This is a genomic window from Cyanobium gracile PCC 6307 (assembly GCF_000316515.1).
Taxonomy (GTDB): Bacteria; Cyanobacteriota; Cyanobacteriia; order PCC-6307; family Cyanobiaceae; genus Cyanobium; species Cyanobium gracile.
Genome location: NC_019675.1, coordinates 2,845,112 through 2,858,182, shown reverse-complemented (window position 1 = coordinate 2,858,182; position 13,071 = coordinate 2,845,112). Strand labels below are relative to the sequence as shown.

Annotated in this window: 11 protein-coding genes and 1 tRNA gene; 7 read left to right on the top strand and 5 right to left on the bottom strand. The window is 71.8% G+C overall.

The features are described from left to right. On the top strand, positions 1-990 hold the full coding sequence (locus tag CYAGR_RS13780; RefSeq protein WP_245552533.1) for a lysylphosphatidylglycerol synthase transmembrane domain-containing protein: 990 nt from the start codon (positions 1-3) through the stop codon (positions 988-990). Beyond that, the gene (locus tag CYAGR_RS13775; RefSeq protein WP_015110451.1) at positions 987-3,026 is read left to right on the top strand and encodes an acyltransferase family protein; all 2,040 of its coding nucleotides are present in this window, start codon (positions 987-989) and stop codon (positions 3,024-3,026) included. Before CYAGR_RS13780 ends, CYAGR_RS13775 begins: the two co-directional genes overlap by 4 nt. A 493-nt stretch (positions 3,027-3,519) precedes the next feature. Here the strand turns inward: CYAGR_RS13775 and psbD are convergent, their stop codons facing one another. Next, a complete protein-coding gene (psbD, locus tag CYAGR_RS13770) occupies positions 3,520-4,578 on the bottom strand; it encodes a photosystem II D2 protein (photosystem q(a) protein) (protein ID WP_015108802.1) in 1,059 nt (352 codons plus the stop codon). Between the two features lie 181 nt (positions 4,579-4,759). Between psbD and CYAGR_RS13765 the strand changes: the two genes are divergently transcribed. From CYAGR_RS13765 to CYAGR_RS13750, 4 genes are all read left to right on the top strand, one after another. Then, a complete protein-coding gene (locus CYAGR_RS13765; protein ID WP_015110450.1) occupies positions 4,760-5,023 on the top strand; it encodes a UPF0367 protein family in 264 nt (87 codons plus the stop codon). Further along, the gene (locus CYAGR_RS13760) at positions 5,020-5,730 is read left to right on the top strand and encodes an ABC transporter ATP-binding protein (protein WP_015110449.1); all 711 of its coding nucleotides are present in this window, start codon (positions 5,020-5,022) and stop codon (positions 5,728-5,730) included. The genes CYAGR_RS13765 and CYAGR_RS13760 overlap by 4 nt, the downstream gene beginning before the upstream one ends. A gap of 30 nt (positions 5,731-5,760) precedes the next feature. Further along, positions 5,761-5,832: transfer RNA gene (locus CYAGR_RS13755), tRNA-Asn, on the top strand. Between the two features lie 205 nt (positions 5,833-6,037). After that, entirely contained in the window at positions 6,038-6,835 is a 798-nt protein-coding gene (locus CYAGR_RS13750) for a response regulator transcription factor (RefSeq protein ID WP_015110448.1), read from the top strand. 8 nt (positions 6,836-6,843) lie between these two features. Here the strand turns inward: CYAGR_RS13750 and CYAGR_RS13745 are convergent, their stop codons facing one another. The 3 genes from CYAGR_RS13745 to CYAGR_RS13735 are packed head-to-tail and all read right to left on the bottom strand — an operon-like array spanning position 6,844 to position 10,809. Continuing rightward, a complete protein-coding gene (locus CYAGR_RS13745; protein ID WP_015110447.1) occupies positions 6,844-7,815 on the bottom strand; it encodes a DNA polymerase III subunit delta' in 972 nt (323 codons plus the stop codon). Beyond that, the gene (gene tmk / locus CYAGR_RS13740; protein ID WP_015110446.1) at positions 7,808-8,461 is read right to left on the bottom strand and encodes a dTMP kinase; all 654 of its coding nucleotides are present in this window, start codon (positions 8,459-8,461) and stop codon (positions 7,808-7,810) included. The genes CYAGR_RS13745 and tmk overlap by 8 nt, the downstream gene beginning before the upstream one ends. Further along, positions 8,458-10,809, bottom strand: a complete 2,352-nt coding sequence (locus CYAGR_RS13735; RefSeq protein ID WP_051017239.1) for a heavy metal translocating P-type ATPase — start codon at positions 10,807-10,809, stop codon at positions 8,458-8,460. Before CYAGR_RS13735 ends, tmk begins: the two co-directional genes overlap by 4 nt. Positions 10,810-10,991: 182 nt before the next feature. Between CYAGR_RS13735 and CYAGR_RS13730 the strand changes: the two genes are divergently transcribed. Next, a complete protein-coding gene (locus CYAGR_RS13730) occupies positions 10,992-11,513 on the top strand; it encodes a photosystem I assembly protein Ycf3 (protein ID WP_015110444.1) in 522 nt (173 codons plus the stop codon). Positions 11,514-11,523: 10 nt separating this feature from the next. Here CYAGR_RS13730 and radA read toward each other — a convergent pair whose 3' ends face one another. After that, entirely contained in the window at positions 11,524-12,975 is a 1,452-nt protein-coding gene (gene radA, locus CYAGR_RS13725) for a DNA repair protein RadA (RefSeq protein WP_015110443.1), read from the bottom strand. Positions 12,976-13,071 lie beyond the last annotated feature (96 nt).

Genomic DNA, 13,071 nt, shown 5'->3' with positions numbered 1-13,071 from the left:
GTGGCTGTCCGTCCCGGTTCCGCCCCGCCGGCGGCGAGCCCGGCGATGAGGAAGCGCTGGTTCCTGGGGTTGGTGGTGACCCTGGCGCTCTACCTGGGGCTCAGCATCTGGTTCGGTTTCGCCGATGTGGTGCGCTCCCTGGGGGCGCTGCCCTGGTGGTGCTGGGCGCTGGTACCGGCCCTGGTGGCCGCGGGCTATCTGCTGCTATTCCAGCGCTGGCAGTTCTATCTGCGGCAGCTGGGGCACCCCCTGGCCTGGCAGCCCAGCAGCCGGATCTACGTCGCCGGCCTGGCCCTGGTCGCCGCCCCCGGCCGCAGCGGCGAGGCTCTGCGGGGGCTGTGGCTGCAGCGCCGCCACGGCATCCCGATGCAGGTCGGCGTGGGGGTGACCCTGGCCGAACGGGTGACCGACCTGGCCGGAGCCCTGCTGGTGCTGGCCTGGGGGCTCGGGGGGCGGATCCTGCCGGCCCTGGCGGCGGGCGGGGCGACCCTGGCCATCGGCGCCTGGCTGCTGACCCACCCGGCCGCCCTGCGGCGCCTGGAGGCGTTCCTCGACCGGCTGCCGGCCCACCGGCGCTGGCACGGACTGACCCGGCTGCTGCGGGAGGCCCTCGGGGCGGTGGGCCGGCTGCGGCGGCTGCTGCGGCCCTGGCCCCTGCTGGTGGGCACCGCCCTGGCGGCGCTGGTGTGGCTGATCGAGGCGTCAGCGCTGATGGGCCTGCTGCAGCTGCAGGGGGATCCCCTGGCCCTCACCCAGGCCGCCGTGATCCGCACCGCCATGGCTTTGGGCGGGGTCCTCTCCTTCCTGCCGGCGGGGGTCGGCACCGCGGAGGCCACGGCCATTGGCCTGGCGGTGGCCTTCGGTGTCGACCGGCCGGCGGCGCTGGCGGTCACCCTTGTGCTGCGGGTGTGCACCGTGCTGCTGCCCACCGCGGTGGGCCTGGTGGTGCTGGGCCGCCATCGGGACGGTGGCGAGGCGATGCCGGCGTGAGCGACACCCCCCTCTCCCCCGGGGCCGGCTACCGGGCCGAGATCGACGGCCTGCGGGCCCTGGCCGTGGTGGCCGTGATCCTCAACCACATCGACGACCGGCTGCTGCCCAGCGGCTACCTGGGGGTGGACATCTTCTTCGTGATCTCCGGCTTCGTGATCACCGCCTCCCTGACCCGCCGTCCGGCCCGTTCCCTGGGGGATCTGCTGCTCGGCTTCTACAGCCGGCGCCTGAAGCGGCTCGTGCCGGCCCTGCTGGTCTTCGTGGTGGTGGTGGGGATCCTCTCCTGCCTGGTGATCCCCCGTCCCCACACGGCCCTGCGCACGGGGATCAGTGCCCTGTTCGGCTTCTCCAACATCTACCTGCACGGGCAGGCCACCGACTACTTCGGCACCGCCACCAAACTCAACCCCTTCACCCACACCTGGTCTCTGGGGGTGGAGGAGCAGGTCTACCTGCTGCTGCCGCTGGTGGCCTGGCTGACGGGCTTCGCCCGCCCCGGAGCCGGGGGCCATCGGGCCCTGTTCGGCGTGATGGGCGTGGCCTCGCTGGCGTCCCTGATCGCCTTCGTTCAGCTCTATCCCACCCAGCAGGCCGCCGCCTACTTCCTGATGCCGCCGCGGCTGTGGGAGATGGGGGCGGGCTGCCTGCTGTTCTGCCTCGGCGGCGTCTGGCCGGCCGCCGCCAGGGGCCTGGGCCGCCTGCCACCGCTGCCGGCCGTCCTGGGCCTGGTGGCGGTGATGCTGCTGCCGCTGGCCTGGGCGGTTCCGGCCACGGTGGCCGCCGTGCTCCTGACCACGCTGCTGATCGCCAGCCTGCGGCAGGGGACGGCCGCCTACCGGCTGTTCAGCCTGCCGGCCCTGGTGCGGGTGGGGCTGATCTCCTATTCCCTCTACCTCTGGCACTGGGGGGTGCTGTCCCTGAGCCGCTGGACGATCGGCCTGCACTGGTGGTCGCTGCCGTTCCAGATCGGCCTGATGGTGCTCCTGTCGGTGGCCTCCTACCGCTGGGTCGAGAAGCCCCTGAGGCAGGCCAGCTGGGCGCCGCGGCGGGACCGGACGATCGCCATCGGGGTGGGCGGCCTGGCCGCCGGGGCCGGGCTGCTGATCGGTGTCGACAACCTGCCTCCGTTCAGCCTCTACACCGGACGCAACCCGATCCCCGCCGGCATGGGGGTGGAATCGCTCGTGGATCCCTATCGGGTGGCGGGTGCCGCCGGCACCTGGCAGGGATCCCCCTGCGTCCTGGCCAACGACGGCGAGGCGGCGAAAACCATCGCCATCGAGGACTGCACCCTCGGGGACTTCGCCACGGCCCGCCACCGGGTGCTGGTGGTGGGCAATTCCTTCTCGGCCTCCTTCGCCGGCGCCTTCGACGAGATGGTGGCCGCCGACGGGTACGCGGTGACGATCACGTCGGCCTGGGCCGCCTCTCCGGTGGGCAACTTCGCCGCCCTCGGCGGGGGCGGTCCGTTCGTCGCCACCAACCGCGCCTATTGGAACCGGGTGGTGCCGGGCCTGGTGGCGCAGCTGCGGCCGGGCGACTGGGTGTTCCTGGTCAACGACATGGTGATGTTCTCGCCCCCCAGCCAGGGGCCGGGCAGCCGGCTGATCCTGCAGACCCTGAGGGTGGGCCTGACCGACTTCTCCGCCAGCCTGGCGCGGCGCGGTGTGCGCCTGGCGGTGCTCAACGGCCTGCCCTTCGCCCGGGAGGCCAACTGCCACCCCGCCAGTGCCGTGCCCCAGTGGTTCTCCCCCTTCGGCGGCCCCTGCCTGATGCCGGACCGGGCGGAATCCCTGCGGCGACGCCAACCGCTCGACGACCTGCTGGGCGATCTGCAGGCCCAAGGCAAGCTGCAGGTGGTGGACCTGTTCGATCTGTTCTGCCCCGAGGGGGACTGCACCTATCGGGCCCGGGGTGGCGAGATCCTGTACCGGGACGAGCATTCCCATCCCTCGAAGCAGGCGGTGCAGCTCGCCGCGCCGCTGATCCGGAACGTGCTCATGACTCCAGGGACAAGCGCGCAGGGGACCTGAGGCCCGGGTCAACATGAACGATGCCCCCGAGTCCGTGGGGTTCCAGGACGACCTGGGCCACGGGCTCGGGGGCTCTCGCCGGGTCCGCTCTGGCGCGGAACCGATGGATCAGGAGTCAGCGGCCTTGATCAGCCGGCATTCTCCGCGATCAGCAGACCCTGGATGGGACAACTTGGGGTCATGGACACCTCCTCCTGTGGGTTGGATGCCAGCCGGCGACGCCTGCGGCAAGGGCGGAAGACGACCGAAGTCGGACAGGCAACGCCACTGTCAGGGCTCCGGGGGGCATCCTGCCGCTGCCGTGGCGGCGGAGAAGATGCATCGGGCCAGACGTTGCGGCGCTCTCCGATCAGGCGTTTCCGTCGATCACCACGTCACTGCTGACGGAACGGATCTATAGTAACCAACCTTTGCAGACGGCGACGGCTGGTCATCACCTTGGGGGCCATAAAAAAGCCCCCGTGGAGGGGGCTGGAGATCCGTGGGGGAAGGATCAGAGCGCGTTGCCGCGGGGCAGAACCTCTTCAGGGAAGATGAAGTTTTCGTGCGGCTGGTCGGCAGGCGCCATCCAGGCACGCAGACCTTCGTTGAGCAGGATGTTCTTGGTGTAGAACGTCTCGAATTCAGGATCCTCCGCCGCCCGGATCTCCTGGCTCACGAAGTCGTAGGCCCGCAGGTTGAGGGCCAGGCCGATGATGCCGATGCTGCTGGTCCACAGACCCATCACCGGCACGAACAGCATGAAGAAGTGCAGCCAGCGCTTGTTGGAGAAGGCGATCCCGAAGATCTGGCTCCAGAAGCGGTTGGCGGTGACCATCGAGTAGGTCTCCTCTTCCTGGGTGGGCTCGAACGCCTTGAAGGTGTTGGCCTGGTCGCTGTCCTCGAACAGGGTGTTCTCCACCGTCGCGCCGTGGATGGCGCACAGCAGGGCACCGCCCAGGATGCCGGCCACGCCCATCATGTGGAAGGGGTTCAGGGTCCAGTTGTGGAAGCCCTGCAGGAACAGCAGGAAGCGGAAGATCGCCGCCACCCCGAAGGAAGGCGCGAAGAACCAGCTGCTCTGGCCCAGGGGGTACATCAGGAAGACACTGACGAACACCGCGATCGGGCCGGAGAAGGCGATGGCGTTGTAAGGACGGATGCCGACGAGACGGGCGATCTCGAACTGGCGCAGCATGAAGCCGATCAGGGCGAAGGCGCCGTGCAGGGCCACGAAGGGCCAGAGACCACCGAGCTGGATCCAGCGGACGAAGTCACCCTGGGCTTCCGGGCCCCATAGGAGCAGGAGGCTGTGCCCCATGGCATCCGCCGGGGTGCTGACGGCGGCGGTGAGGAAGTTACAGCCCTCCAGGTAGCTGCTGGCAATGCCGTGGGTGTACCAGGAGGTGGCGAAGGTGGTGCCGGTGAGCCAGCCGCCCAGGGCCAGATAGGCCGTGGGGAACAGCAGCAGACCGGACCACCCCACGAAAACGAAGCGGTCGCGCTTGAGCCAGTCGTCGAGGACGTCGAACCATCCACGGGTGGCAGGGGCGCGCCCCAGGGCGATCGTCATGGGAGGTGCTTCACGAAGCTTTACATGCTGACTTTAAAAGAGAACGCCCTTTCTGTGCGCCCGATGCGGGCGTCGCCATCAGGGATTGAGTACAAGTACCCACACCTCCCCGACGCCCGGCGATTCGCCAGAGTGGCCGGGCCAGACCGACCCGCCGTCCCGGCCCCCAGCAGCTTCCACCATGTACGTCGTCGAGATCTCCCTCCGGCTCAGCCCCATGCCCGTTGCCGTCCAGCGCAAGGAGCTGGAGGCCGCCCGGGCCCTGTACGGGGAGGTGCGCCAGGCGCTTGAGAGCGGGCACCCCAAGGTGCTCGAGCTCACCTGCGAGAAGGACGAGCAGAAGCGCGTCAGCCTCCTGAGCGGCGAGGTCGTCGCCGTGCAGATTTATGAGAAGTCGTCGGTCGCCGGCGGCGGCAAGCGTCCCGGCTTCAGCTTCGAGCCTTGAGCGCAGCGGCGACCTCCGGGGCGGTCGAGCCGCCCCTGCGGATCGAGGGACTCCGCTTCGGCTGGGGCGAAGGGGTCCCGGCCCTGCGCGACTGCCGACTGAGCATTCCGGGGCCGGGCCTCTGGATGCTTGTGGGCAGCAACGGCAGCGGCAAGAGCACCCTGCTGCGCCTGATCGCCGGCCTGCTGACCCCGACGGCGGGCCACATCACCTGCCAGGGCCGGCCCGCCCTGGTGTTCCAGAACCCCGACCACCAGCTGCTGCTGCCCAGCTGCGGCAGCGACCTGCAGCTGGCGCTCCCCGAGGGGCTCGACGACGGCGCCCGTGCCGGGCGGGTGGCCTCCGCCCTGGCCCAGGTGGGCCTGGCGGGCCTGCAGCGGCGCCCGATCCACACCCTGAGCGGCGGCCAGAAGCAGCGGCTGGCGATTGCCGGTGCCCTGGCCAGCGCCGCGACGCTGCTGCTGCTCGATGAACCCACGGCCCTGCTGGATCCGGACAGCCAGAGGGAGGTGCTGGAGCTGATCCATCGGCTCTGCCACCGGAGCCCGTCCCCCCTCACCGCGCTGTGGATCACCCACCGTCTCGAGGAACTGGAGTGCTGCGACGGGGCCGCCCGGATGGAAGCCGGTGCGATCGGCCCCTGGCAGAGCGGCGAAAGCCTGCGCCGCTCCCTGTCCCCCTTGCCCGCCGGCGGGGCCGAAAGGTAAGGTCTTCGGATCCCGGCCCGCCGGGTGTTTTCCTCGGTAGCTCAGTGGTAGAGCGGTCGGCTGTTAACCGATTGGTCGCAGGTTCGAATCCCGCCCGGGGAGTTTTCCCATTTTCATCCGCCCGTCTCCAGGGCCCATCGGCACGGCCTCGGATCAAGCAGGCTGGGCGTTGAGCCCGATCCGCACCCGCGGCCAGGGGGAGCACCTGCACCCTGCCCCCTGCAGCGCTCCAGCAAAGCCGCGACACTATTCTCTTTCGTGCCCGTGCACCCCCGCAGGCACCACGACGACACGCCTCGCCCCTCCCATGAAGCCCTCGATCCTGCTCATCGAAGATGACGGCGACATGCTCGATCTCGTCGCCGGCCATCTCGAGCACGGCGGCTTCGACGTCCAGAGGGCTGCCGACGGCATCAAGGGCCAGGCCCTGGCCGTTCAGTACTGCCCCGATGTCATCCTCCTCGACCTGATGCTCCCCAAGGTCGACGGACTGACCCTCTGCCAGCGCCTCCGCCGCGACGAGCGGACGGCCAAGATCCCCATCCTCATGCTCACCGCCCTCGGCAGCACCAAGGACAAGGTGAGCGGCTTCAACTCCGGCGCCGACGACTACCTCACCAAGCCCTTCGATCTCGAGGAGCTCATGGTCAGGGTCAAGGCCCTGCTCCGGCGCAGCGAGCGCGCCCCCCTCTCCGCCAAGCACAACGAGATCCTCAGCTTCAGCTCCCTCACCCTCGTCCCCGAGCGCTTCGAGGCCATCTGGTTCGATGCGCCCGTCCGCCTCACCCACACGGAGTTCGAACTCCTCCACTGCCTCCTCCAGCGCCACGGTCAGACCGTCGCCCCCTCCCTCATCCTCAAGGAGGTCTGGGGGTACGAGCCCGACGACGACATCGAGACCATCCGCGTCCACATCCGCCACCTCCGCACCAAGCTCGAGCCCGATCCCCGCAAACCCCGCTTCATCAAGACCGTCTACGGCGCCGGGTACTGCCTCGAGCTCCCTCCCACCGACCAGATCGACAGCCTCGGCGCCGCCATCCGCAGCGCCAGGGAGGCCAAGCTCACCGCCGTTCCCAAAACGGGCGAAGGGGCGGTGGCCTGAGGGGCCCCTCAGCGGCCCAGGTCCAGCAAGGCCACCTCCCAGGCCAGCCGCGGCTGAACGTAGGCCAGCAGGTGGCTGCGCAGCTGCTCGATGCGCCGCAGGGGCTCCGGCTCCCTGCGCCGCCGCCAGAGGTGAAGCTGCCACCAGTCGAGCAGCCACAGCTGCTGCTCGCCATCGAGGGCCTCGCTGAGGTCGCGGGCCAGACCCAGAGCCTCCATCGGCTCCCGGCCCAGGGCCAGCAACCGGTCCGCCAGGCCTTCCGGCAGGCCCCGCCAGACCCGACGGTGGCGCAGCAGGGCTCCAGGGGAGCCGGCGGCCAGCTCCAGCAGCTCGGGGGGATCGGCCACGGCCCCCTCCGCTGTCCCCTCCCCAGCCCCCTCCGGCGCCGGCAGGCCCGCCAGCACCTGGTGCACCAGGGCGGGGGGCAGGCGCGCGAACGGGATGGCCTGGCAGCGGGAGCGGATGGTGCTCAGCAGCCGGTCCGGCGTCGCCGTGAGCAGGATCAGCAGGCCATGGCCCGGTTCCTCGAGGGTCTTGAGCAGGGCATTGGCGGCCGCTTCGGCCATGGCCTCGACCGTGTCCAGCACCACCAGGGAGCGCTCCCCCTCCACCGGACGCCGGGCCAGGAAACGGGTCACCTCCCGCACCTGCTCCAGACGCAGCTGGGGGGGGCTGCGGCGGCTGAGGCCCTGGGCCTCAGCCTCGGAGGCCGTCACCAGCCGGCCCTGGTGCAGGTGGGTGGGCTCGACCCAGAGCAGATCAGGGTGGTTGCCCTCCGCCAGGCGTCGCCGCAGCGGCACCGATCCGGCGGTGCCACCGGAGAGCACCCCCTCGAGCAGGCGCAGGGCCGCCAGCCGGCGGCCCACGCCCTCGGGCCCGACGAACAGGTAGGCGGGCGCCAGCCGCCGCCGCTCCAGGGCGGCCGTGAGCAGGGCCACCGCCTGGGGCTGGCCCACCAGATCGGCGAAGAGCTCAGCCATGGCCGCGTCCGCCAGCGGCACCCAGGTGCTCCGTGATCAGAGTGCGGCACCGGGCCGTCACCTCCTCGATCGGCCCTCCGGCCTCGACCCGCTGCCAGCCCCGCTCGGCGGCCAGGGTGGCAAAGCCGTTGCTGACCCGCTGCAGGAAGGCCTCGCCCGCGGCCTCGATCCGGTCGGCGGGCCGGTCGCCGCGGCGCCTGAGGGAACCGGCCAGGGGAAGATCGAGCCAGAGGGTGAGATCGGGCTCCAGGCCGCCGGTGGCCATCGCCTCGAGCTGGTGGATGGTGGCCATGGGCAGGCCGCGGCCATGGCCCTGGTAGGCCGCGGTGGAGCCGCTGTAGCGATCACTCAGCACCCAGTCACCGGCGGCAAGGGCGGGGCGCAGGCACTCCTCGACGTGCTGGGCCCGGTCGGCGGCGTAAAGCATCAGCTCGCTGAGGCTGCAGGGGGCGACCCCAGCCGGAGGGTGCAGCAGCAGGGCACGCAGGGCCTGGCCCAGGGCCGTCCCGCCCGGTTCCCGCGTCACCACCAGCCGGGAGCCGGGAGCCATGAGGCCGCTGAGCGGCAGCCAGGCGCGCAGGGCCTCGATCTGGGTGGTCTTGCCGCAGCCATCGATGCCCTCCAGCACCAGAAAGCGCCCGCTCATGGCGCAGGATCCGTGGGGAGACCCTGCAGGAGCAGGGCGTTGCCGACCACGGTGATCGAGCTGAAGGCCATCAGCAGGGCCGCCAGTTCGGGCGAGAGGCTCAGGCCGAAGCCCGGCAGGAGCGCACCGGCGGCGATCGGCAGGACGATCAGGTTGTAGCCGAAGGCCCAGGCCAGGTTCTGGCGGACCTTGGCCATGGTGCGCCGGGCGATCTCCAGGGCCCGGACGATGCCGTCGAGTCCTTCGCCCATCACCACCAGGGCCGCACTCTCCTGGGCGATCTGGGTACCCGTGCCGACGGCGATGCCCAGGTCGGCGGCGGCGAGGGCGGGGGCATCGTTGATCCCGTCGCCCACCATGGCCACGGCCCCCCGTCCATGGGCCAGCCGCAGGCGTTCCAGCTTCTGCTCGGGCCGCAGCTCCCAGGCCAGCTCCTCCGGCCTGAGGCCCAGCCGGCGGCCCAGCCCCTCGACACTGGCGCGCCGATCCCCGCTGAGCAGCCCCAGCCGCAACCCCAGCCGCCGCAGCCGGTTGACCGTTGCGGCGGCATCGGCCCGGGGGCGGTCCTCCACGGCCAGGAGTCCCAGCAGCCGTCCCTCGGCGGCCACCGCCAGCAGGGTGGCACCACCGGCCTCCAGCTCCTGCTGCAGGGCCGTGGCAGCGGGCTCCGCACTCACCCCCAGACGAGCCAGCCAGTCGAGCCGACCCACCCGCACCAGGCCGGAGCCCTTCACCAGCCCCTGCACCCCATCACCGGGGAGGGTCTGGGCCTCGAGGACGTCCAGCAGGGGGAGCCCCCGGCACTGGGCCTCCTGCAGCACGGCATGGGCCAGGGGATGGCGGCTGTGCTGCTCAAGGCTCGCCGCCAGCTGCACCAGCCGGGCGGCCTCAGCCGCCACCGCCGGGCTGCCCGGGGCCGCCCCCACGACCCGGACGTCCGTCACCAAGGGACGCCCGATGGTGAGGGTGCCGGTCTTGTCGAACAGCACCGCCTCCAGCCGGGAGGCGGTCTCGATCGCATCGCCGCCCCGGAACAGCAGGCCGGAGCGGGCCGCCAGCCCGGAGCCCACCGTGATCGCCGTCGGCGTGGCCAGGCCGAGGGCGCAGGGACAGGCCACCACCAGCACCGCGATGGCCAGCTGCAGCCCCAGGCTGAAGGGAGTGCCGGCCGCCCGGGCGCCGTGGGCCAGGGAGCCGTGGCCGTGGGCGCCATGGCCGGTGGCCGCGGCCATGGTGAGCACCTCGGGCCAGTGCCGGCACCCCCACAGCCACCAGAACAGCAGGGTGACCAGCGCCAGCAGCAGCACCACGAGGGTGAAGCGGCCGGCGACCCGGTCGGCCAGCCCCTGGATCGGGGCCTTGCGGGCCTGGGCCCGCTCCACCAGGCGCACGATGCGGGAAATGGCGCTGTCGGCACCACTGCGGCGCACCTCCAGCACCAGGGAGCTCTCCAGGTTGAGCAGGCCGGCGGCCAGCTCACTGCCCGGTTCCACCGCCTGCGGCCGGGACTCGCCGGTGAGGCTGGAGGCATCGACGCGTGAGCAGCCCTCCAGCACCACCCCGTCCACCGGCACCCGGTCGCCCGGCAGCAGCCGCAGCCGGTCGCCCGGCCGCAGCCCCCCCACCCGCACCTGGCGGGGGGGGTCGTCGCCGAGGAGCAGCAGGGCATGGTCGGGCTGGAGGGCGCCCAGCTCCTCGATGGCCCGGCCGGTGCGGTAGCGGGCGCGCTCCTCGAGGAAGCGGCCGGTGAGGACGAAGCCGAGCAGCATCACCGGCTCGTTGAAATAACAGGGCCAGCCGCTGGCCGGCCACAGCCAGCCCACCAGGCTGGAGAGGTAGGCGCTGGCCACCCCCAGCCCTACCAGGGTGTCCATGGCGGGCACCCCGGCCAGGGCCGAGCGGACGCCGCGGACCAGGATCGGCCGGCCGGGGAAGGCCAGGGCCAGGGTGGCCACCAGGGCATGGAACCAGGGGCTGCCCAGCAGCGACCAGGGACCGCCCCAGGCCAGCCGACCGGCATCGGCCAGGTGCCCCAGTCCGGAGACGAGCAGCAGCAGCAGGGCCACCAGCAGCTGGCGCCAGCGGTGCCACCACTGCTCGGCCTGGCGCCGCTCCCGCCGGCTGGTCGGCTCCGGCTCCTGGGGGCGCAGCCGGGCCTGGAAGCCCAGGCCCTCGAGGCTGCCCAGCAGGGCGGGCAGCGGATCGGCGGCCGTGCCGTCGGGTCCCTCGACCCGGGGCTCCAGGTCCACCCAGGCCGTGCGGGTCAGCAGGTTGACGCTCGCCTGGCGGACCCCTGCGGTCTGCAGGAGGCGCTGCTCCACGGCACGGACACAGCCGCCGCATTTCATGCCCTCCACATCGAGGAGCAACGGCTCGCGGGAGCTGCTGGCGGGGGGGGTGGCGCTCAAGCGGTGGGGGCCGGTGCTGGGTGCCGGGGCGGGGGGGGGGCTGGCGTCCCAGGCTAGGGAGCCGCCTCGCCCTTGCCCCGACCACCCGAGGCAGGATGGGGGGACGATCCGGACCTGGACCCTTGCCCCGCTCGCAGCGCAACGACAATTTCATCGACAAGAGCTTCACGGTCATGGCCGACCTGATCGTCAAGCTGCTGCCGATCGATCCCAAGGCGAAGGAGGCCTACGTCTACTACCGCGACGGCCTCTCGGCCCAGAACGACGGCGACTACGCCGAGGCCCTGGAGAACTATGAGGAGGCCCTGAAGCTCGAGGAGAACAGCATCGACCGGGGCGAGATCCTCAAGAACATGGCGATCATCTTCATGAGCAACGGCGAGGAGGAGAAGGCCCTCGACTACTACCGCCAGTCCCTGGATGCCAACGGCAACTCCCCCTCCTGTCTCAAGAACATGGGCCTGATCTACGAGAAGTGGGGGCGGCTGGCCGAGGAGACCGGCGACCAGGATGCGGCCGACCGCTGGTTCGACGAGGCGGCCGTGCACTGGACCAGGGCGGTGCGTCTCTACCCAGGCGGCTACCTGGACATCGAGAACTGGCTCAAGTCCTCCGGCCGCAGCAACGTCGACGTGTACTTCTGAGGTCCCCGGCTCAGTCCCCGTTGGCGGGGTTGACCCCCAGGCCGGCCACCAGGGCCTCGGCCACGGTGGCCGCCTCCAGCAGCTGCAGGCCCAGGCCGGCCGCCACCGGCCCGAGGGCGCTGCCGCGGGGCACCACCGCCCGGGCGAACCCCAACCGGGCCGCCTCCTGCAGGCGCAGCTCCAGCTGGCCCACCGGCCGCAGCTGCCCCCCCAGGCCCAGTTCCCCCAGCAGCACCGTGCCCGCCGGCAGGGTGAGGTCGCGGTAGCTGGCCACCACAGCGGCCGCCACCCCCAGGTCCGCCGCCGGCTCCTCCACCTCCAGGCCGCCGGCCACCGCCAGATAGCAGTCGAAGCGGGAGAGGGGCAGGCCCATGTGCTTCTCCAGCACCGCCAGGATCTGGTGCAGGCGGTTGGTGCCGATGCCGGTGGCGGTGCGCCGCGGGCTGGCGTAGCTGGTGGGGCTGACCAGGGCCTGGATCTCCACCAGGAGCGGGCGGGTGCCCTCGCAGGCCACGATCGTGGCGGTGCCGGGGCTGGGGCCATCCCCGGCCAGGAACAGCTCGCTGGGGTTGCTCACCTCCACCAGGCCCGCCCCCCGCATCTCGAACACCCCCAGCTCGTGGGTGGCGCCGAAGCGGTTCTTGGCGGCCCGCAGCAGCCGGTGACTGGCGAAGCGGTCCCCCTCGAAGGTGAGCACCGCGTCCACCAGGTGCTCAAGCACCTTGGGGCCGGCCAGCATCCCCTCCTTGGTGACGTGGCCCACCAGCACCAGCGCCGTGTGCTGGCGCTTGGCGATGCGCTGCAGGGCGGCGGCGCATTCGCGCACCTGCGACACCGAGCCGGGGGCGCTGCCCAGTTCGGCGTCGTGCAGGGCCTGGATGCTGTCGATGATCGCGACCTCGGGCCGCAGGGTTTCGAGCTCCTGCAGCACCAGCTCCAGATCGGTCTCCGCCAGCAGACGCAGACCCTCACTCTCGCCCTGCTCCGCCGTCACACTGGAGCCGTCCTCGGCCAGGCGCCGCCAGCGCAGCTTCACCTGCTGGGCCGACTCCTCCGCGCTGACGTAGAGCACCACGGCCCGGGAGGCCATCGCCCGGGCGCTCTGCAGCAGCAGGGTGCTCTTGCCGATGCCCGGGTCGCCCCCCAGGAGCACCAGGGAGCCGGGCACCAGGCCGCCCCCCAGCACCCGGTCCAGTTCTCCGTAGCCGCTGGCCAGGCGCTGCAGGGGGCGATCCCCCACCGCCTGGATCGGTTCGGAGCAGCGCGGCCGCCCCGGCGACCCGGCCCCGTCAGCCCCAGGAGCGGCGGCGGCCGCCACCGGCCGGCGCCGGCGGGTGTCGCCGCTGGGCTCGCTCTGTTCCACCAGGGTGTTCCAGCCGCCGCAGCCGGCGCAGCGGCCGAAGAACTGCCGCGTCCTGGCCCCACAGGCCTGGCAGACGAACGAGGAACCGGGACGGGCCAAGGGGAGCGGGCGGTGTGTATGAAGAAAGGTGGCGTTCGGTGAATTCCCGACCTTCCGGCCGGTTCAGTGGGTCGGAACCGTGTTGCATTCTCCTCG